This window comes from Roseomonas sp. FDAARGOS_362 (genome assembly GCF_002754815.1).
Classification (GTDB): domain Bacteria; phylum Pseudomonadota; class Alphaproteobacteria; order Acetobacterales; family Acetobacteraceae; genus Roseomonas; species Roseomonas mucosa.
Genome location: NZ_CP024588.1, coordinates 426,164 through 444,999, shown reverse-complemented (window position 1 = coordinate 444,999; position 18,836 = coordinate 426,164). Strand labels below are relative to the sequence as shown.

The 18,836-nt window shown below is 72.0% G+C and carries 20 protein-coding genes; 9 read left to right on the top strand and 11 right to left on the bottom strand.

Going from position 1 to position 18,836, the window contains the following annotated elements:
- The first annotated feature begins 121 nt into the window (after positions 1 to 121).
- The 3 genes from CTJ15_RS06840 to CTJ15_RS06830 all read left to right on the top strand — a co-directional run bounded on the left by CTJ15_RS06840 (position 122) and on the right by CTJ15_RS06830 (position 2,428).
- The gene (locus tag CTJ15_RS06840) at positions 122 to 1,039 is read left to right on the top strand and encodes a dienelactone hydrolase family protein (RefSeq protein ID WP_216348716.1); all 918 of its coding nucleotides are present in this window, start codon (positions 122 to 124) and stop codon (positions 1,037 to 1,039) included.
- Between the two features lie 145 nt (positions 1,040 to 1,184).
- Positions 1,185 to 1,811: a ParA family partition ATPase gene (gene parA / locus CTJ15_RS06835; RefSeq protein WP_099781378.1), complete on the top strand. Its 627-nt coding sequence runs from the start codon at positions 1,185 to 1,187 to the stop codon at positions 1,809 to 1,811.
- 239 nt (positions 1,812 to 2,050) lie between these two features.
- The gene (locus tag CTJ15_RS06830) at positions 2,051 to 2,428 is read left to right on the top strand and encodes a thioredoxin family protein (protein ID WP_019460017.1); all 378 of its coding nucleotides are present in this window, start codon (positions 2,051 to 2,053) and stop codon (positions 2,426 to 2,428) included.
- A gap of 49 nt (positions 2,429 to 2,477) precedes the next feature.
- On the opposite strand, the gene modD is transcribed toward CTJ15_RS06830, so the two are convergent.
- On the bottom strand, positions 2,478 to 3,332 hold the full coding sequence (gene modD, locus CTJ15_RS06825) for a ModD protein (RefSeq protein WP_075822314.1): 855 nt from the start codon (positions 3,330 to 3,332) through the stop codon (positions 2,478 to 2,480).
- Between the two features lie 255 nt (positions 3,333 to 3,587).
- Between modD and fdhD the strand changes: the two genes are divergently transcribed.
- Entirely contained in the window at positions 3,588 to 4,436 is an 849-nt protein-coding gene (gene fdhD, locus CTJ15_RS06820; protein ID WP_099781376.1) for a formate dehydrogenase accessory sulfurtransferase FdhD, read from the top strand.
- Positions 4,437 to 4,491: 55 nt separating this feature from the next.
- Here the strand turns inward: fdhD and CTJ15_RS06815 are convergent, their stop codons facing one another.
- Both CTJ15_RS06815 and CTJ15_RS06810 read right to left on the bottom strand, forming a co-directional pair.
- Positions 4,492 to 5,175 (bottom strand): CBS domain-containing protein, encoded by a 684-nt coding sequence (locus tag CTJ15_RS06815; protein ID WP_026033002.1) that lies wholly within the window; start codon positions 5,173 to 5,175, stop codon positions 4,492 to 4,494.
- 101 nt (positions 5,176 to 5,276) lie between these two features.
- The gene (locus tag CTJ15_RS06810; protein WP_226946067.1) at positions 5,277 to 6,281 is read right to left on the bottom strand and encodes a DMT family transporter; all 1,005 of its coding nucleotides are present in this window, start codon (positions 6,279 to 6,281) and stop codon (positions 5,277 to 5,279) included.
- 189 nt (positions 6,282 to 6,470) lie between these two features.
- On the opposite strand from CTJ15_RS06810, the gene CTJ15_RS06805 reads away from it, so the two are divergent.
- From CTJ15_RS06805 to metC, 3 genes are read left to right on the top strand one after another with little or no spacing between them, the layout of a single operon-like run.
- A complete protein-coding gene (locus CTJ15_RS06805; RefSeq protein WP_075822312.1) occupies positions 6,471 to 7,202 on the top strand; it encodes an alanyl-tRNA editing protein in 732 nt (243 codons plus the stop codon).
- Between the two features lie 6 nt (positions 7,203 to 7,208).
- On the top strand, positions 7,209 to 8,081 hold the full coding sequence (locus CTJ15_RS06800) for a sulfurtransferase (protein WP_099781375.1): 873 nt from the start codon (positions 7,209 to 7,211) through the stop codon (positions 8,079 to 8,081).
- Positions 8,081 to 9,286 (top strand): cystathionine beta-lyase, encoded by a 1,206-nt coding sequence (metC, locus tag CTJ15_RS06795; RefSeq protein ID WP_075822310.1) that lies wholly within the window; start codon positions 8,081 to 8,083, stop codon positions 9,284 to 9,286. Before CTJ15_RS06800 ends, metC begins: the two co-directional genes overlap by 1 nt.
- 88 nt (positions 9,287 to 9,374) lie before the next feature.
- Here metC and CTJ15_RS06790 read toward each other — a convergent pair whose 3' ends face one another.
- The 8 genes from CTJ15_RS06790 to hisI form a co-directional block, all read right to left on the bottom strand.
- The gene (locus CTJ15_RS06790) at positions 9,375 to 10,193 is read right to left on the bottom strand and encodes an IS5 family transposase (RefSeq protein WP_099780839.1); all 819 of its coding nucleotides are present in this window, start codon (positions 10,191 to 10,193) and stop codon (positions 9,375 to 9,377) included.
- A gap of 303 nt (positions 10,194 to 10,496) precedes the next feature.
- Positions 10,497 to 10,919: a polyketide cyclase gene (locus tag CTJ15_RS06785; protein WP_075822515.1), complete on the bottom strand. Its 423-nt coding sequence runs from the start codon at positions 10,917 to 10,919 to the stop codon at positions 10,497 to 10,499.
- Between the two features lie 67 nt (positions 10,920 to 10,986).
- Positions 10,987 to 11,637 carry a DUF1345 domain-containing protein gene (locus CTJ15_RS06780; protein ID WP_019459999.1) on the bottom strand — a complete coding sequence of 217 codons (651 nt, stop codon included), beginning with the start codon at positions 11,635 to 11,637 and terminating at the stop codon, positions 10,987 to 10,989.
- 22 nt (positions 11,638 to 11,659) lie between these two features.
- A complete protein-coding gene (gene lpxB / locus CTJ15_RS06775; protein ID WP_075822514.1) occupies positions 11,660 to 12,889 on the bottom strand; it encodes a lipid-A-disaccharide synthase in 1,230 nt (409 codons plus the stop codon).
- A complete protein-coding gene (locus CTJ15_RS06770) occupies positions 12,886 to 13,806 on the bottom strand; it encodes a carbon-nitrogen hydrolase family protein (protein ID WP_075822513.1) in 921 nt (306 codons plus the stop codon). Before CTJ15_RS06770 ends, lpxB begins: the two co-directional genes overlap by 4 nt.
- Positions 13,803 to 14,435 (bottom strand): GNAT family N-acetyltransferase, encoded by a 633-nt coding sequence (locus CTJ15_RS06765; protein WP_226946066.1) that lies wholly within the window; start codon positions 14,433 to 14,435, stop codon positions 13,803 to 13,805. The genes CTJ15_RS06770 and CTJ15_RS06765 overlap by 4 nt, the downstream gene beginning before the upstream one ends.
- A gap of 34 nt (positions 14,436 to 14,469) precedes the next feature.
- A complete protein-coding gene (locus CTJ15_RS06760; RefSeq protein WP_099781374.1) occupies positions 14,470 to 16,038 on the bottom strand; it encodes a lipopolysaccharide assembly protein LapB in 1,569 nt (522 codons plus the stop codon).
- A 137-nt stretch (positions 16,039 to 16,175) separates the two neighbouring features.
- A complete protein-coding gene (hisI, locus tag CTJ15_RS06755) occupies positions 16,176 to 16,670 on the bottom strand; it encodes a phosphoribosyl-AMP cyclohydrolase (RefSeq protein ID WP_019460004.1) in 495 nt (164 codons plus the stop codon).
- A 43-nt stretch (positions 16,671 to 16,713) separates the two neighbouring features.
- On the opposite strand from hisI, the gene CTJ15_RS06750 reads away from it, so the two are divergent.
- Both CTJ15_RS06750 and CTJ15_RS06745 read left to right on the top strand, forming a co-directional pair.
- The gene (locus CTJ15_RS06750; RefSeq protein ID WP_019460005.1) at positions 16,714 to 17,169 is read left to right on the top strand and encodes a Fur family transcriptional regulator; all 456 of its coding nucleotides are present in this window, start codon (positions 16,714 to 16,716) and stop codon (positions 17,167 to 17,169) included.
- Positions 17,170 to 17,291: 122 nt separating this feature from the next.
- On the top strand, positions 17,292 to 18,749 hold the full coding sequence (locus tag CTJ15_RS06745) for an anion permease (RefSeq protein ID WP_075822309.1): 1,458 nt from the start codon (positions 17,292 to 17,294) through the stop codon (positions 18,747 to 18,749).
- Positions 18,750 to 18,836: the final 87 nt, after the last annotated feature.

The following is an 18,836-nucleotide window of genomic DNA, read 5'->3' as shown; positions in this document are numbered from 1 at the left end:
ACCGGGGACGGGAGCTTCCCGCGCCCCCACCCCCATGTCACCCTGCCAACGCCGCGCCCCGCCCCCGGATGCGCCGGGGTCCCCACCCTTTCCGGCGCCAGCCGGACGGAAGGATATGACGATGACGGATTTGCACGGCCTCGACGGCCTGATCCAACCTGCCAGCCCACGGTCCACCGCCAACCAGGGGGGTGCCCCGGACGGCCGCGGCCTGCACCGGCGCACCATCGTCATGACCTCGCTGATGACCGGCCTGACCCTGGCCACCGCCCATGGCGCGGCGGCCCAGGTGATCCAGACGGACAATGTCGGCCTCTGGGCCAGCGAGGTGCAGATCCCCACCGGCGGCGCCCAGATCCCCGCCTATGCCGCCCGTCCGGCCGGCGAAGGCCCCTTCCCCACCGTGCTGGTGATCGAGGAGATCTTCGGGGTCCACGACTACATCAAGGACATCTGTCGCCGCCTCGCCAAGGCCGGCTACCTCGCCGTGGCGCCGGAACTCTATGCCCGCCTCGCCGATCTCTCGAAGATGACCGACGTGCAGCAGATCGTGCGCGACGTGATCAGCAAGGCGCCCGACGACACCATGCTGTCGGACCTCGATGCCACCGTGGCCTGGGCCAGGGCCGAGGGGCGCGGCGACACCACACGGCTCGGCGTCACCGGCTTCTGCCGCGGCGGCCGCAACACATGGCTCTACGCCGCCCGGAACCCCGCCCTGAAGGCCGCCGTGGCCTGGTACGGGCCGGTCGGCGGCGGCACCAGCGACATCCAGCCGCGCACCCCCACCGATGTGGCCGCCGAGCTGAAATGCCCGTTGCTCGGCCTCTATGGGGGCGCCGACCAGGGCATCCCGGTGGCCCAGGTGCAGGCGGCGGCGGAAAAGGCCCGCGCCGCCGGCCGGCAGGTGGAGATCGTGGTCCTTCCGGACGCGCCGCACGGCTTCCACGCCGACTACCGCCCCAGCTACCGCCGCGAGGCCGCCGAGGATGGCTGGCGCCGCATGCTCGCCTGGTTCCGCGACCACGGCGTCGCCTGACACCGGCCCGGTGGGCGCCGCCCCTCGCGGGGTCGTTCGCCAAACCGGATGAAAAGCCCCAGTCTGTCACCGGAGACGGATTCGCGCCGGCCCCCGCAGCCCCTGGCTCCGGGGGCACCCGGCAGCCCCAGGAAAGAGGACGGCAATGGCATTCGTGGTGGCGGTGGCGAGCCAGAAGGGCGGCGCGGGCAAGTCCACGGTGGCGGCTAACCTGGCGACCGCCCTGCTGGCCGAGGGCATTCCCGTCGCCCTGCTCGACACCGACCCGCAGGGCACGCTCAGCCGTTGGCACCAGGAACGGCCGGAGGATGCCCCGGCGCTGGATTTCGACGCCCCGGCGGGCTGGCGCGTGTCGCAGATGGTGGAGAAGCGCCGCAAGGCTCCCGGCTTCCTGATCCTCGACACGCCGCCCCATGCCGATGCCGATGCCCGCCGCGCCATCCGCGCGGCCGATCTCGTGCTCATCCCCCTGCAGCCCTCGATGCCCGATGTCTGGGCCATCGACGCCACCCTCTCGGTCGCCGCCGACGAGAAGCGCCCCGTCGCCCTGCTGCTGAACCGCGTCCCCTCCCAGGGGCGGCTGCGCGACGAGGTGCGGGCCCATCTGCGCAAGCGCGACCTGCCGGTCCTGTCCGCCACGCTCGGCAACCGCACCGCCTTCGCCGCCGCCTTCGGACGCGGCCTCGGCGCGGTGGAGGACGCGCCGCGCGGCCTGGCCGCCCAGGAGGCCCACGCCCTGGCCGCGGCCCTGCGGCGCGAGGCGGCACCCTGACGCGGCAACCCGGCGCGGCCGTCCCGGCGCGGCCGTCCCGGCGCGGCCGTCCCGGCGCGGCCGTCCCGGGGCGGTTGTCCCGGGGCGGCTGTCCCCGGGGCCGACGGCCCGCCATCCTGTGATCCCGGCTGTCTTCCTTTTGTCACGCGCCGGCCCCTGCGGCGTTTAAGCTGCGGCGGCCGGCGGGGACGCAGCAGAGCCAGGACATGGCCACCCCCCGCGTTCAGGAGGAAGAGCCCTTGGCCAGCATCATCGCTTTCAGCGCCTTCGGGCGCCTGCCCATGCGCCCCGTCACCGATCCCGAACTGGATTCCGTCCTCGCCGAAAGCGCACCGGGCGAGGTGAGCATCCTCTATCTCTGGGGCAGCCGCTGCGCCGATTGCGACGCTGTCCGCACAGCCCTGCGCAGCAAGCCGGAAAGCTTCCGCTGGCCCGGCGTCCGCTGGCTCGAAAGCGACCTGCGCGACGATCTCCGCCTGGCGACACGCTTCGGGCTGCTCGGCATCCCGGCCTTCCTGATCTTCGCCGGGCGGCGCCCCCGGGGCAGGATCACCGGCTGGCCGGGCGTCCCCACCTTCACCCGGCTGGTCGGGGAGCAGCTCCAGCGGCTCCATTGAGGCCGCCGGCCGGGGTTGGCGGCATGGCGGCCGCGGCCCCTGCCGGCGCTCAGCGTCCGTTGCGCTCGATCGACACCCGCACGTCGAGCGGCGGCGCCGTATAGGGGGCGGAGGTCACGATCACATCCACCCCGGTCCGGGCATAGTCGGCGATGTTGCGGTCGCCGATGCCGCCGGTGGCGATCAGCACCGGCCGCTGCTGGTGGCCGTTCAGCGCGCGCACCACCTCGCCCACCTGTTCCGGCGAGAACTTGTCGCACTGCACGATGTCCGCCCCGGAATGGGCGAACTGCACCGCCTCGTCCACATTGCCGGCCTCGACGGCGATCTTGCGCTCCGGCTGCGCGGCGCGGAGCTGCGCCAGCCAGAGATGCGGCGGCTGCCGCCCGAGGAAGCCCCGGTGCTGCGCGAAGACCAGCACGCTGTCGGACAGGCCGAGCCGGTGCGGCACGCAGCCGCCCGCCGTGATGGCGCGCAGCATCAGGTCCTTTGCCCCGGGCAGGTGCTTGCGCGTGCAGGCCACGGCGATCTCCGGGCGTATCTGCCGTGCGGCCGCCCGCAGCCGGGCGGCGGCGGTGGCGATGCCGGAGGTCAGCTCCACCAGCGTCTGCGCCGTCTTGGTGGCGCGGTGCAGCGCGCCGGCCGGGCCGCGCGCCTGGAGGATCGGGCTGCCTTCCTCGACCTGCGCGCCGGAGCGGCAGAAGCTCTGCACCTCATCGCAGCCGGCGAGGCGGAACAGCGTCTCCGCCTCCTCGGCGCAGCACACGGTCATCAGCGCCCCGGCCGTCATCGACAGGCGGCCATGCAACTCGCCGATACCCAGGCCCTGGGTGGTCAGGTCACCGTAGGGAGAGTCCTCCTGCAACAGGAACTCGAGGCGGGCCGTCGGAATGGTGAAGCTCATGGAGTGACCCCCTTTTTCTGGCGCGGATCATAGACCAGGCCCCGCCGCGCAGCCCCCCCGCAGGTCCATGCCGTGGCCTGCACCAGGCTCATAACGTCCGGCGGACGAACCGTCCCATTCCGGGGTCAACACGGGAATCCTCCGCCGCGTGGCCGGTCACGGGATCGGCATCCCCACGGCCGGATGCGGCCGGTTGTCTCCCGTCCGGCCCGGCGCCATTGATGCTGCGGGCCGGACCGGCCCCAGGACCCGCCGATGACGACTTCGCCCGAACCGCTTCCCACCGCCGTCGCCGCCGAGGCCAGCCGCCTGCCCTTCGCCTCCGGCCCAGCCCGCCCGCAGGCGCTGATGGTGGCGGCGGAAACGCCCGTGGCCCTGGCCTATTCCTCCGTCCCCTTCGCGGTGATGATGGCCACGCCGGCGGATCTGGAGGATTTCGCCTACGGCTTCAGCCTGACCGAGGGGATCGTCGCCTCCCCTGACGAGATCCGCGGGGTGGCGCTGCGCGGGGAGGACCGGGGCCTCGCCCTCGACATCACGCTGGAGGCCGGCGCTCTGCGCCGTCACCTGGCGCAGCGCCGGGCGCGGGAGCGCAGTCTGCCCGGTCGGACCGGCTGCGGCCTCTGCGGGATCGAAGAGCTGGAGGCCCTGCCCGCCGCGCCCGCGCCCGCCGCCCCCGCGCCGGTGCTGGAAGCCGGGGCGATCCGCGCCGCGCTGGACGCGATGGAGGCGGCGCAGGTGCTGAACCAGGAGACCCGCGCCGTCCATGCCGCCGCCTGGGCGGGGCCGGATGGCGGGCTGCGCCTGCTGCGCGAGGATGTCGGCCGGCACAACGCGCTGGACAAGCTGATCGGCGCCGCCCTGCGCCGGGGGGGATCGGCGGCGGAAGGCTTCCTGCTGATCACCAGCCGCTGCTCCTTCGAGATGGTGGAGAAGGCGGCGGCCTTCGGGGCGCGCAGCCTCGTGGCGGTCTCGGCGCCGACCTCCCTGGCGCTGGAACGCGCCCGGGCGCTCGACATGACGCTGCTGGCCGTGGCGCGGCGGGATTCCGTGACGGTCTTCCATGGCGCTGGGCGCGTCGTCGGGCCGGAATGCCCCTCCTGACACACAAGCGGGGGGAAGGCGGCGCCTTCCCCGGACCGAACGGCCCCCGGGCCCGTCAGGCCAGCATCGGCGGCGGCACGGGGGACAGGTCGAAGGTCACGCCCTTCACACCCGGGATGCCCTCCGCCAGCACCCGCAGCCCACGCTCCACATCGTCGGAGTTGCAGAAGCCGTGGAACTGCACCGTGCCCTTCTCCACATGCGGGAAGATGTAATAGGCATCGGCCCAGCTGTGCCGGCGCATCTCGGCCACCAGCTTCCGCTCGATCTCGGCATCGCTGGTCTCGCCGGGCGCCTGCGCCGGAGGGGCGACGATGGCCTTCATCAGGTCGGCGCGGGACAGGATGCCGACCAGCTTGCCGTCGCGCACCACCGGCAGGCGGCGGATGTTGCGCTTCGCCATGATCCCCGCGGCCTTCTGGATGCTGTCATCCTCGCCCACCGTTTCCAGGCTGGTCGTCATCAGGTCGCGCGCCACGCGCCCATGCGACTGCACGTACTGGAGAGCCTGGCTCGGCGCGGATTCGATCAGGCGGCGGAACCAGGACTGCGCCTCCTCCTCGCCCGTGATCTGGCGCAGCAGGTCGCCCTCGGTCACGAGGCCGACGAGCTGGCCCGTCGCGTCCACCACCGGCACGCCGGAAATCCCGCGCGAGGCGAAAAGGCTGGCCAGGGCGGGCACCGGCGTATCCGGGCCGACCGTCATCACCTGGCTGGTCATGATCTCGCGAACTTTCACAGCGTCCTCCTTGGTTCTGTCCCTGACGAAGCCAGCGCGGCGGAGCCGTCCGGCACGAGGGCTTCATCCCACGACAGATGAAAACGCCGCCATGATCTGGATCAAGGGAAAAGACCGCCGATGGCGCCTTGCCTCCCCGGCGCGCAGCCGCTCCGCCAGCCCCGCGCACAGCACCCGGCCGCGAAAGCCGGGACCTTTCGCGCCCCGGCATCAGGCCCGCGCGTCACCTCGGTGCGCCAGATGAACAGCCCCGCCGAGACCAGGATCAGGAAGCCGGCCAGGTCGGCGAGGCCCGGGAACTCGCCCCAGAGCAGGCTGCCCAACAGGGTGGCCCAGATCAGGCCGGAATACTCGAACGGTGCCAGCATCGCCGCCTCGCCGCTGCGATAGGCTGCCGTCAGCAGGAGCTGGCCGACGCCCGAGACCATCCCGATCCCGGCCAGCAACGCCCATTGCCCCGCCGTGGGCCAGACCCAGATGGGCAGCGAGGCAATGGAGCAGGCGACCACGCCCGAGAGCGCGTACCAGAGCACGATGGTCACGCCCGGCTCCCCGCCCGTGCCCATGCGGCGGATCGAGATCATCGCCAGTGCCCAGCCGATGGCGGACAGCAGCACCACGCAGACCGCGGCGGGATCGGGCGCGGCCGCCCCCGTGCCGGGCAGCAGACCAGGCGAGAGCATCACCAGCACCCCGCTGAAGCCCACCAGCACCGCCGAGACCCGCCGCGGCCCCACCCGGTCGCCCAGCAGCGGCACAGACAGGACCGTAAGGAAGAGCGGCATGGTGAAGGTGAGCGCGCTGGCCAGGGCGAGCGGCAGATGGGCATAGCCGTAGAAGGAACCGCCCATGGCCAGCAGCCCCCAGCCGCTGCGTTGCAGGTGGCCGAGCGGCGCCCGGGTCCGCAGCGCCCGCCAGCCGCCATGCGCCATGGCCTGCGGCATCAGGGCCGGCAGGGCGAAGAGGTTGCGGAAGAGCATCACCTCCGCCAGCGGGATCGCGCCGCCCAGCAGCTTGATCATCGCGGCGACCAGCGAGAAGGCCAGGGCCTCCCCGAGGACGAGGAGGATGGCGCGCCTGCGCACGGCGCTGGCCGGGTCTTGCATGGAGGAGGTGCTCGTGTGGACGGCGTATCGCCCCGAGGCTAGGGTCCACCGCATGGGATGACCAGGGCGCCCGGCCCGGCGGCGCCCGCCCGGCGGCCTGTTCCGTGTTCCGTGTCCGGTCGCCGTCCCGGCGCGGCGCCCCGCCGGCCCGGGCGGGACCGTGGAACGCGTTTGCGGAGTGGAACGACGATGACCGAGCTGCTGTACCGCCTCGACCCCTATGGACGCGACGCGGGCGCGACCGTCGTCTCCTCCGGCCCCGAGGGCGTGGTGCTGGACCGCACCCTCTTCTATGCCCGCGCCGGCGGCCAGCCCGGGGATTCCGGCACGCTGCGCTGGGCGAAGCCGGACGGGAGCTACGCCGAGGCCAAGGTCGCCGAGGCGCTGAAGGGGCTGGACAACACCGTCCTCCACACGGTGCCCGAGGACGCGCCGCGCCCTGAGCCCGGCACGCATGTGGTCGCCTCGATCGACTGGGAGCGCCGCCACCGCCACATGCGGATGCACACCACCCTGCACCTGCTCTGCGCCGTGATGCCGGGCATCTACGCCACCGGAAACCAGATCGGGGCCGAGAAGTCGCGCCTCGACTTCGACCTGCCCGAGCCGCCGCCGAAGGAATGGCTGACCATGCAGCTCAACGCGCTGATCGCCGCCGACCATCCTGTGGAGGAGCGCTGGATCGAGGAGGCCGAGCTGGACCGCAATCCCGGCCTGGTCCGCACCCTCTCGGTGCAGCCGCCGCGCGGCGCCGGCCAGATCCGCCTCGTCCGCATCGGCTCCGAGGAATCGCCGGTGGACCTGCAGCCCTGCGGCGGCACGCATGTCCGCTCCACCAGGGAGATCGGCGCGGTGGAGGTGACCAAGCTGGAAAGCAAGGGCAAGCAGAACCGCCGCGTCCATATCGTGCTGAAGGACTGAACCGGGATGGATTCGCTCGTCACCACCGAATGGCTCGCCGCCGAGCTCGGCAAACCCGACCTCGTGCTCCTGGACATCACCTACTACCTGCCGCCCGAGGGCAGGACCGGCCGCGCCGAGTTCGCCCGGGCCCATATCCCCGGCGCCCGCTTCCTCGACGTGGACGAGATCGCCGATCCGGAGACCGACCTGCCGCACATGGCGCCCACGGCGGGCCGCTTCGCGCGCCTCGTCGGGGCGCTCGGCATCGGCAACGACACGCGCGTGGTGTTCTACGACCAGAAGGGCATCTTCTCCGCCCCGCGCGGCTGGTGGCTGATGCGCCTCTTCGGCCACACCAAGGTCGCCGTGCTCGATGGCGGGTTGCCGAAATGGCAGGCCGAGGGCCGTCCCGTGGAGAGCGGCGAGCCCGCCCCCGCGACGCCCGCCGCCTACCAGCCCGACTTCATCGCCGCCTTCCTGGCCGGCATCGGCGACGTGAAGCGGATCGTACGACAGACCAGCCCCTTCGCCACGGCACCGGATGCGGAAGGCGGCGCGGCGCTGATCCTCGACGCCCGCGCCCGGGGCCGCTTCGAGGGCACGGCAGCGGAACCGCGCCCCGGCCTGCCCTCCGGCCACATGCCCGGCGCCAGCAACCTGCCCGCCACCGAGCTCATCGCCCCCGGCGGCACCTTCCTGCCGCCCGAGGCGCTGCGCGAGAAGTTCGCCGCCGCCGGGGTGAACGGCACGCGCCCGGTGGTGACCAGCTGCGGCACCGGCATCACCGCCTGCGTCCTGGCCTTCGGCTTGCATCGCGCCGGGCTGCCCGAGGCCGCCGTCTATGACGGCTCCTGGACCGAATGGGCGGCCCGGCCCGAAACCCCGAAGGTCAAGTGATGCCCGATACGCTGCCCCGCCCGCCCGCTTCCCGCCCGGAGCTTTCCTTCGAGACCCGCATGACCCAGGCGGGCCGCGCGCCGCTGCGCCGGCACGGCTTCGTCAACCCGCCAGTGCAGCGTGGCTCCACCGTGCTCCATGCCTCCTGCGAGGCCATGGATGCCGTCCACAGGCGCAGCTTCGAGCAGGTCCTTACCTACGGCACCGCCGGCGGCCCGACGCATCATGCGCTGGAGGATGCCATCGCCGAGGTCGAGGGTGGCACGCGCTGCCTGATCGTCGGCACCGGCCTGGCCGCCATCGCCGTGCCGCTGCTCGCCTATCTCAAGGCGGGCGACCACTGCCTGATCGCCGACAGCATCTACGGCCCCACCCGGCGCCTCGCGGACGGGCTGATCCGGGGCTGGGGGATCGAGGTCGAGTATTACGACCCGCTGGTGGACGAGGCGGGCATGGAGGCACTGCTCCGCCCCAACACCCGCGTGGTGATGACCGAAAGCCCCGGCAGCCATACTTTCGAGGTGCAGGACATCCCCGCCATCGTCCGCGCCGCGCACCGCCACGGCGCCAAGGTGCTGATGGACAACACCTGGGGCATCCACCACTTCCAGCCCTTCGAGCATGGCGTCGATGTCTCGATCCAGGCGCTGACCAAGTATGTCGGCGGCCATTCCGACATCCTGCTCGGCAGCGTCACCGTGAATACGCCCGAGGACTGGCAGACCGTCCGCAACGCCTATGTGGCGCTGGGCCAGTTCGCCAGCCCGGACGACTGCTGGCTTGCCCTGCGTGGCCTCCGTACCCTGCCGGTGCGGCTGAAGCATCAGGCGGAGAACGGGCTGGAGGTCGCCCGCTGGCTGGAAGGCCGGCCGGAGGTCGCCCGCGTCCTCCACCCGGCCCTGCCCTCCCACCCGCAGCACGGGATCTGGAAGCGCGACTTCACCGGCACCTGCTCGCTCTTCGGCGTGGTGCTGCAGCCGCGCTATTCCCGCGAGGAGATGTGCGCCCTGGTGGATGGGCTGCACCATTTCGGCATCGGCGCCTCCTGGGGCGGCTATGAGAGCCTGGCCCTTCCCACCGCCGTCACCCGCACCGCCACGCCCCTGGCCCTGGGCGGCCAGGCCTTCCGCCTGCATATCGGGCTGGAGGACCCGGCGGACCTGATCGCGGACCTCGCGGCGGGGCTGGACGCCCTGCCGCGCTGATGGCGACGGCACGGGAGAGGCCCTGCCTCTCCCGGTTCCGCTTCGTCCGAAGCGAGTGAGCAGGCGCCCTGCTTTCTGAGACCCCGTTTCATAACGGCTGAGCCAGACGCCGGACGAGGATCATGGCGGCGGCGAGGGTGAAGAAGGCGACGGCGGAACCGACGGTGGCCTCGTGATCGCGAGCGAGGCGTCGGCAGCGGCCGAACCAAGCGAAGGACCTCTCCACCACCCAGCGCCTGGGTTGCACGGCGAAGCCTTTCTGGCCGGGTGCGCTGCCGATGATGGTAACGGCGACGGGGGAGGCTCGGGCGACCCGCGGACCGGCGTAGGCGCGGTCGGCGAAGCAGCGGGCCAGGAACGGCCAAGGGCGGCGCGACATGGCCAGGAGGGCCGCACCCCCTCGGCTGTCATGCAGGCAGGCGGGCGAGATGGCGGCGAGCAGGAGCCTACCGTCCGTGTCCACCAGGGCGTGGCGCTTGCGGCCCGTCACCTTCTTCCCGGCATCGTAGCCGCGGACACCTTTCACGCCGACACCGCCCGAGCGGACGGATTGGGCGTCCAACACCGCCGCTGTCGGTGAGGCCTCTCGGCCGACCCGCTCGCGGTCGGCCATGATGAGGGCGTGCGCCAGTCGCTCGAAGGTGCCCCGGCGCGAGAGGCGCAGGAACCAACGGTGCACGGTCCCGGGCGGCGGGAAGTCGCGGGGCAGATGCGCCCAGGCGCAGCCGGTACGGAGCACGTAGAGGATCGCATCGACCACCCGCCGCATCGGCCAGGACCGGGGTCGTCCGGTCTTTGCAGGGCTTGGCAAGAAGGGCTCGACCAGGGCCCACTCGGCATCGGTTAGGCACGTTGCATAAGGCTGGGAGCCGCGCGCAAGCTGCGCGCGGGCGGCAGGGGTCCACATGGGCCACCTCGAAGGACGTCAGACACCCTCCGAACGCGCAGAACTCCCGCCGCTCACCCCGCCTCAGCCGTTATGAAACGGGTTCTGTGTTCCTGGGTTCGTTCAAGACAAAGCGCCTCCAGGAACCCGGATTGGAATATGAAACCGAGTTTCTTTCCCCTGAGGACGGGGCGGTCCCGTTTTTTCCATCTAACAAGGACCCATTCCGAAAGCATGATGGCCCAAGCTATTGCTGAGTGTATTTTGTGGGACCGTCACCGAGCCTGACACGACATAGCCGTGTCGGTAACGGCTGTATGAAGATCAGCTTGATGGATCCGGCGAAAAAGGAACTGAACTGAAGCGTTCGCGCAGGCGCTGCAGGTCACGTCGCACCCAGTCCTGGTCGTGCCGGAAGGCTTCCTCTGACATGCCAGCCTGGCGGTAGAGGGTGAGCATCACCTCGGCACCTTCGCCATTGGCGACGACTCGCATTGGTACATGGACCATCTTTCCGTCCTGGAGCTCCACCCAGTGGTCCATGACGCCGAAGGCATTGTGACCGGTGAAGCGGATCCGGATTGGGCCTTCGGAGCCCAGGGCTTCCCAGGCATCGCCATCCGGTTCCAACGAGGAGGCGCTGAGTCCGGTGGCCCAGAGCGGAAAGCTCTCTGGATGCCAGAGCGCCTCGTAGAGCGACCGCCAGTTGCGCGCGACGCTGATGCTGAGCGTCTGGGCCTCCAACATGGTGTCCCCTTTTCCTCCCATGCCACAGATTCTGACAGGGTCTTGACATGTCAATGCGTGTTCAGCGTCAACCTGCGAGTCCGGCCGCGATATTGACCGTCCCGGCGATGACGGCGGCATTGAAGATGAAGGACAGGATGCCGTGCAGCAGCACCAGCCGCCGCATCCCGGGAGAGGAGGTGGTGACGTCCGAGACCTGGGCGGTCATGCCCACGGTGAAGGAGAAATAGAGGAATTCCAGCAGGTCCGGATGCTTCTCGCCGCCGGGGAACTCGATGCCGCCGCGCAGCGCTGCCTCGTGCATGTAGTGCGTCGCGAAGAGTACCTGCACGAAGACCCAGGACAGCAGGACCGTGGCCATGGCGAGGGCGGAGGTCCAGGGCGAATCCCCCTTGGCCCCGGCCATGTCGAGCGCCACTCCGATCAGGGACACCAGCACCGCCGTCACCGTGCCGCCCAGCACGCCCCAGCGCGTCTCGTCCAGGGCCTCGGCGCGTTTCTTGGCCAGCCTCGGATCGGCGGTCAGGGCGCCATGGAGCAGCATCAGGAGATAGACCAGCATCGCCGCGTTCCAGCCGATGAGCAGGGCGGCGGAATGGCGCAGCGGGGTGAAGCGGGCCAGGGCGCCCCAGCAGCCCAGCCCGACCAGCAGGCCCAGGGAGAGGCCGGGGCGAAGGCGCAGGCTTCTCGTGGCGAAGCGCAGCGACGGGATCAGCATGGTGCGGGCGGGGCCCTCCGGCTCAGGCGCCGGCGGCCGGGAGGGAGGGCTCCGATTCGGCGGGCGGCGGGAGGGATGATGGCGCCCGGGCCGCGATTTCCGCCAGCACCGCCCGGGCGGCGGCCTGACTGGGCAGCAGGCCCGGGCCGGGGCGGAGCTGTTCCAGCAGGCGGGCGAAGCCTTCCTCCTGCCCCTGCCGGGCGCCGGGTTCGGTGAGCAGCCGGACCAGCTCGGCGGACAGCTTCTCCGGCGTGCAGTTCTCCTGGATGTATTCCGGGATCACCTCGGCGTCGGCCAGCAGGTTCACGATGCTGGCGAAGCGCACCTTGATGATGCGACGGACGATTTCCGCCGTGACCGGGTTCACGCGATAGGCCACGGCCATCGGCACCCGGGCGAGTGCCACCTCCAGCGAGGAGGTGCCGGACTTGATCAGCCCCACCCCGCCGCTTTCCCGCGCGGCGGCGAAGGCGTCGTATTTCTCCGCCACGTCGCGCACCAGGATCGGGGCGGGGGACCAGGAGGCGGTGCCGGCGCGGACGGCCTCCTCCACCGGCCCGGCCAGCGGCACCACGGGGCGCAGGCCGGGCACCCGTGCCTCGGTCCGGCGCAGAGCCTCGCCGAAAATGGGCAGGAGGCGGGCGACCTCGGTGCGGCGGCTGCCGGGCATGACCAGCACCACGCGCTCCTCCGGCGACAGGCCGTGGCGGGCACGGAAGCAGGCGGCGTCGCCCCGGTCGGCGCCGCTTTCCAGCACCGGATGGCCGACGAAGCTGACGGGGATGCCTGCCTTCTCGAAGAAGGGCGCCTCGAAGGGCAGCAGGGCCAGGATGCGGTCCACCTGCCGGGCGATCTTCTTCACGCGCCAAGGCTTCCAGGCCCAGACCTGCGGGGCGACGTAGTGCACCACCGACAGGCCGGTGGGGCGCACCCGGGCCGCGACGCGCAGGGCGAAGCTGGGTGCGTCGATGGTCACCAGCACAGCCGGGCGGCAGGCAGCGATGTCAGCCACCGTCTCGTCCAGCCGCCGGGCGAGGCGGCGGAGGTTCGGCAGCACCTCCAGCAGTCCCATCAGGGCGAGTTCCCGCATGGGGAAGAGGCTCTGGACCCCCTGTTCCGCCATGCGCTCCCCGCCCACTCCGGCGAAGCGGAGATCAGGGCGCATCGCACGCAGCGCGGCGATCAGCCGGGCGCCGAGCACGTCGCCGGAGGCTTCCCCGGCGACCAGGTAGACCAGCGGCGCCTCCGTCATGCGAAGCGTCCCGGCAATGGAATGGGGAAGGGGGCGGCGGGCCAGTCGTGGTGGTTGCGCACCCCGCCATCGGCCCGCACCGCCTCGATCCGGGCGGGATCGAGCGTGGCCAGCACCCAGCCGGGCTCGTCCAGCGCGCCGCGGGCCAGGACGCCATCCTCCGGGAAGCCGCGATCGACCGGGCCGAAGACCGCCGCGAAGCCCCGGTTCACGTCCAGCGCCGCCGACCAGGGGGCAAGGCCCACGGTGGGGGTGACGGCGACGTAGCACTGGCTTTCCAGCGCCCGGGCGGCGGCGGAGAAGCGCACGCGGTTGAAGCCGTGCATCGTGTCCGTGCAGGAGGGGGCGAGGACCAGCCAGGCCCCGGCCTCGACCTGGGCGCGGACATGGGCCGGGAACTCCACGTCGTAGCAGATGGAGATGCCGATCCGGCCCCAGGGCGTGTCGAAGACCTGCGGCGCGGCACCAGGGGAGACGATCCAGCGCTCGGCCTCGAAGCGGGTCATGAAGCGCTTGTCCTGGAAGGCGAGGCGGCCTTCCGGGTCGATCAGCGGGGCGCGGTTGCGCACCAGCCCGTCCGGGCCGCGCATGGGCAGGGTGCCGGGGAGCAGCCAGAGCCCGGCGCGGCGGGCAGCCTCCTGCATGGCCGCCAGGATGGCGGGGGCGGCATCGGTCATGGCACGCAGCTCGCCGGCCTCGTCCACGGCGAGGCCGTCGCCCGTGCTGCCGGCCCATGCATTGCCGGAAAGAGCGGCGCCGAGTTCCACGGCGGCGTATTCCGGCAGGACGGCGAGGTCGGCCTGCCCGGCGATGCGGGCCAGCCAGGTGTCGAGCTTCGCCGCGAAGGCCGCCACGTCGCGCGGGCGCTCCACCGGGTATTGCAGCAGCGCGAGGCGGAGCGGGGCGGGCGGGGTCATGCCAGGTCCTTCAGCCAGGCGGTGAGCTCGTGCGCCACCTCGCCGCCGTCGCTCCCGATCTCCGGCCAGTCCATGCGCACCATGATTTCCGGATGGTGGCGGTAGCCGCGCCTTGCCCAGAACCCGTCCAGCGGCACATGCCCCGCCGGGCGGCGCGGATCCGCCGGGTCGCGCCGCACGCCCACGAAGGCGGCGTGCCTCAGGCCCAGGGCGCGGGCATGGGCCTCGCGCCCCTCGAAGAAGCGGAGGCCGATGCCCTGGCCGCGCCAGGGGGCGAGAAGGACCGATTCGCCGAAATAGCAGAAGGCCGCCGGGTCGAGCCCGGCCCGGGAGAAGGCCTCGCGCACCGCGTCATGGGTTTCCGCCATGGGCTGGCAGGTGGCGGCGCCGACGACCTCGCGGCCCCCTTCTTCCCCGGCAAAGGCCAGGACGGCGGCGGCATCGGGGCGGTCGGCATAGGCGGCGAGGTAGTCCTCCTCCCAGCGCGGATCGCCTTCGTAGAGATAGGGCCAGTCGCGGAACACCGCGACGCGCAGGCGAGACAGGGCCGGCAGCCAGGGGCGCAGCGCGGCGCCGCGCAGGGTCTCCGTGCGCAGGGGCGAGACGGGGTCGGACATTGGGTAGGGCATAGAGCAGTTCCACCCCACCGGGCTATGGGGCGGCTCAACCCCGTCCGAGCAGGCGCGACAGGAAGCCGCCGCCCTGGGCGGCTGTTGTGGGAGGCGGCGGCTCCGGCCGTGTGGGCGGCGCCGCGGCGAGGCTGGCGAAGAGACGGCGGGCGGCCTCGCTATCCGGGTGCCGCGCCAGCAGGCCCTGGCAGGCCAGCAGGGCTTCCTCGGCCGCCCCGGTGTCGCGCAGCAGGGTTGCCAGGGCCAGGGCATGGGACTCGGCCTGCGGGTCCAGCGCGACGGCCCGGCGCAGCGCGGCGACGGCCTCGGCCTCGCGGCCCTGGCCCGCCAGGGCGCGGCCGAGGCCGGCCTGGGCGCGGGCCCGTTCCACGGCGCGGGGACCGGTGGCGGAATCGACTTCCTCGGGGGCCAGGGCGGCGCGGAAATGCGGCTCGGCCAGGGCCGGCTCGCCGGCCTCCAGCAGAGCCTCGCCCGCCAGCACCGCCAGGGCGGCATCGCCCGGCACCCAGCCGCGTCCGGCCAGGGCGGCATCCACGGCCTCCCGCAGGCGGCCCTGGGCGGACAGGGCGACGGAAAGGCCGCCATGGACATGCGCGATGTCGCGGCGGACATCCAGGGCGGCCCGGAAGAAGGGCTCGGCCAGGGCGCCACGCCCGGCGGCAGTCAGCATGTGGCCGACCTCCTGCAACGGATCGAAGGCGCCCGACAGCACCGCGCCGTAGCGGGACCAGGCGGCGTCCAGCCGGTGCCAGCTCCCGTCCTCGAAGAAGCGGCGCAGCATCATGGGCACGAGCTCACGCTGATCGTCGCGAAGCAGGGCGGGATCGCAGCCATGGCGCAGGGCGCCCTCGCGGAGGTGGGTGGCCCGGTCCTCATGCCCGCGCCGCAACGCCTCACGCGCCACGACCCGGTGCCAGACATGGGTCTGGCGGCGGCGGCGGAGCAGTTGGCGCAGCGCCAGCGGGTCGTTCGCCAGCACCGTGTCCAGCGCCTCCCCCAGCACCTGGCTGCTGCGGAACAGGTGGATCGCCCAGTGCTCCATGAAGGGTGCGGGTACCCAGTGCGCCAGCCCGGCCGCCATGATGGCGCGGGCCTGGGCACCGTCCTCGCGGTGATAGGGGTCGGCCACGATCACCGGCACCGGCGGCAGCTCGTCCGCGTCGATGTGCAGGCCGGCATGCAGCTTCCTGCGGAAATAGCCCGCGTAGCGGTTGTCCTCCGGCACCACGGCCGGGTCGATCGAGTATTGCGGCGAGATCGCCAGGGCATGGTTCACGCCCAGGCGCCGGGCATGCTTCAGCGCCGCGTGTGCCCCCATGCTGTAGCCATAGGCGACGGTGCGCGCATCGACGAAGGGGCGGACCGCGCGGGCGGCGGCCTCGACGGAGCGGGCGGGATACCAGTCCGGCGCGTGGCTGACGATGCCGATCAGGTCGAGGCCGAGCCTGCGCGCCGGGACCATGCCCCAGGCGCGCGTTCCGTCAGGGCGGAAGGTCAGGTCGGCGAAAGTCAGCAGCGTGCCGCGGGCCTTCCCCTCGGCGGGCTGGAGGACGACGCGCAGGTGGCCGTCGTCGAACAGGATCCGGGCGGCGGGTTCGGTCATGGGTGCGGACGGGTGGGGTGTCGGGCGGCCCGGCCCGTGCGGCGTCTCATTCCGCCGCCATTAGTGCCCGTGGGATGGATACAACGCAAGGTGGAAGGGGAGCCTGGAGGACCTCCCTCCAGGTTGCCGGTGCCACGTTATCCGGAATGGCCGTGGGCGGGCGCGGCCGTGCCGTACAGCGTGGCCGGGTCTTCCAGGGGTTCGGCGATGGCGGCCAGGGCCTCCCCGCGCAGCGCCCAGGAGAAGCAGGAGCGCCGGCCGGTGTGGCAGGCCACGCCCACCTGGTCCACCAGCGCCAGCACAGCATCCCCGTCGCAGTCCAGGCGCAGCTCGCGCAGGTGCTGCACCTGGCCGGAGGTGTCGCCCTTGCGCCAGAGGCCCTGGCGGGAGCGGCTGTAATAGGTGACCCGGCCGGTCCGCAGGGTCTCGGCCACGGCCTCGCGGTTCATCCAGGCGAGCATCAGCACCTCGCCCGTGTCGTGCTGCTGCGCCACGGCGGCGACGAGGCCCTGGGCGTCGAAGCGCAGCCCGCCGAGGAACCGCGCGATCGCCGCCTCGCCGGGCGGCTGCGGGGCAGTTCCGGCATCAGGGCCGGGGTTGGTGCCAGGGGCGGCGATTGGGTGGCTCTGCATGCGATACTATATAACGCATCATGGACCGGATGGGAGCAGGGGCATGGCGCAGGGGCTTGAGGCGGCACTGGATCGGGCGGCGACATCCTGCCTGAAGCGCGGGGCGCAGCTCACCCCGCTGCGGCGGCAGGTGCTGGGGCTGGTGCTGGGGGCGGACCAGCCACTGGGCGCCTATGCGCTGCTGGACCTGCTGAAGGCCGAGCGGCCGGGCGCGGCGCCCCCCACCGTGTACCGGGCGCTGGACTTCCTGCTGGAGCAGGGGCTGATCCACAAGGTCGAGCGGCTGAACGCCTTTGTCGGCTGCATGGAGGCTGATCATGGCCACGCCCACGGCCATCCGCACCAGTTCCTGATCTGCCGGCAGTGCGGCACCACCCAGGAGATGGCCGACCCGGCGGTGATGCAGGCGGTGGAGGCCGCCGCCCGGCGGGTCGGGTTCCGGCCGGACCATGCCACGGTGGAGGTGGAGGGGACCTGCGCCCGCTGCGCCGCAGCCTAGGCGGCCCATCGCCGGGGATGCGGGCCGCTCGCCCTTTGGTGATGGCGGGGACTTGATCCAGGTCAGAACGGGCCGCGCGAAGAAGGTGAAACTGGGCGGAGAACCGGATTCGGAACTTCGCCATGTCCAAGCGTGGATGGGTCGCCCCCGTCCTTCCCCTGGTGATCGGGGTCGGCATCGCCCTTCTGCCCCATCCTCCTGGCCTGCAGCAGCATGCCTGGTATTTCCTGGCCATCTTCGCGGCGGTCATCGCGGGGCTGATCACGGAGCCCATCCCCTCTCCGGCGGTGGGCTTCGTGGGCGTGGTGCTGGCGGGGCTCGCGGCGCAATGGGTGCTGTTCTCGCCGGAGCAGCTGGCGCAGCCGGGATTCAACCCGACCGCCGCTGCCGTGTCCTGGGCGCTGTCGGGCTTCTCCAACGGCACGGTCTGGCTGATCTTCGCAGCCTTCATCTTCTCGCTCGGTTATGAGCGGACCGGGCTGGGGCGGCGGCTGGCGCTGCTGCTGGTTTCCCGGCTCGGCGGGCGCACCCTGACGCTCGGCTATGCGGTGATGATCGCCGACGGCGTGCTGGCGCCCTTCACCCCGTCCAACACCGCGCGCAGCGGCGGCACCATCTTCCCGATCGTGAAGAACCTGCCGCCCCTTTATGATTCCAGGCCGAACGACCCCTCGGCGCGGCGGATCGGCAGCTACCTGATGTGGACGGCCATCGCCTCCACCTGCGTCACCAGCTCGCTCTTCCTCACCGCCCTGGCGCCGAACCTGCTGGCGGTGGAGCTGGTGCGGCGGACCGCGCATATCTCGCTGGACTGGACCTCCTGGTTCGTCGGCTTCCTGCCGGTCGGCGCGATCCTGCTGCTGGCCACTCCTTGGCTCGCCTACAGGCTCTATCCGCCCGAGGTGCGGCGCAGCCCCGAGGTACAGGCCTGGGCCCAGGCGGAACTGAAGAACCTCGGCCCGCTCACGGGACGGGAGATCATGCTCGCGGCGCTGGTGGTGCTGGCGCTGGCGCTGTGGATCTTCGGCACCGGGATCATGGACCCGACCATGGCGGCGCTGCTGGTCGTGGCGCTGCTGGTGCTGACCGGCACCATCACCTGGAACGACGTGGTGACCGACAAGCCGGCCTGGAACACGCTGGTCTGGTTCGGCACGCTGGTGACCCTGGCCGGCGGGCTGGCCCAGGTCGGCGTGGTGCGCTGGATCGCCGCGCTGCTCGGAGGCGCGCTGGAGGGGCTGCCGGTGGTGCCGGCGATGGCGGCGCTGGTGCTGGCCTTCTTCCTGCTGCACTACCTCTTTGCGAGCGTGACCGCGCATGTCACCGCGCTGCTGCCGGTGATGCTGACCGTGGCGGCCGCCATCCCCGGGATGCCGATGGAGCGGATGGCGCTGATGCTGTGCCTGAGCCTGGGCATCATGGGCATCATCTCGCCCTATGGCACCGGGCCGAGCCCGATCTATGCCGGCAGCGGCTTCCTGCCGGTCAAGGATTTCTGGCGGCTGGGCACGATCTTCGGGGCGATCAACCTGATCGTCTTCCTGGCAGTGGGGCTGCCCTGGCTGATGCTGGTGAAGTAGGGCCCTGCCGGACGTTTTTCTTTCCATCGGGGAAAGCCGCACGGCTCCTCACCACCAAATGAGCGGGGGCGGGCACCGGAAAATTTC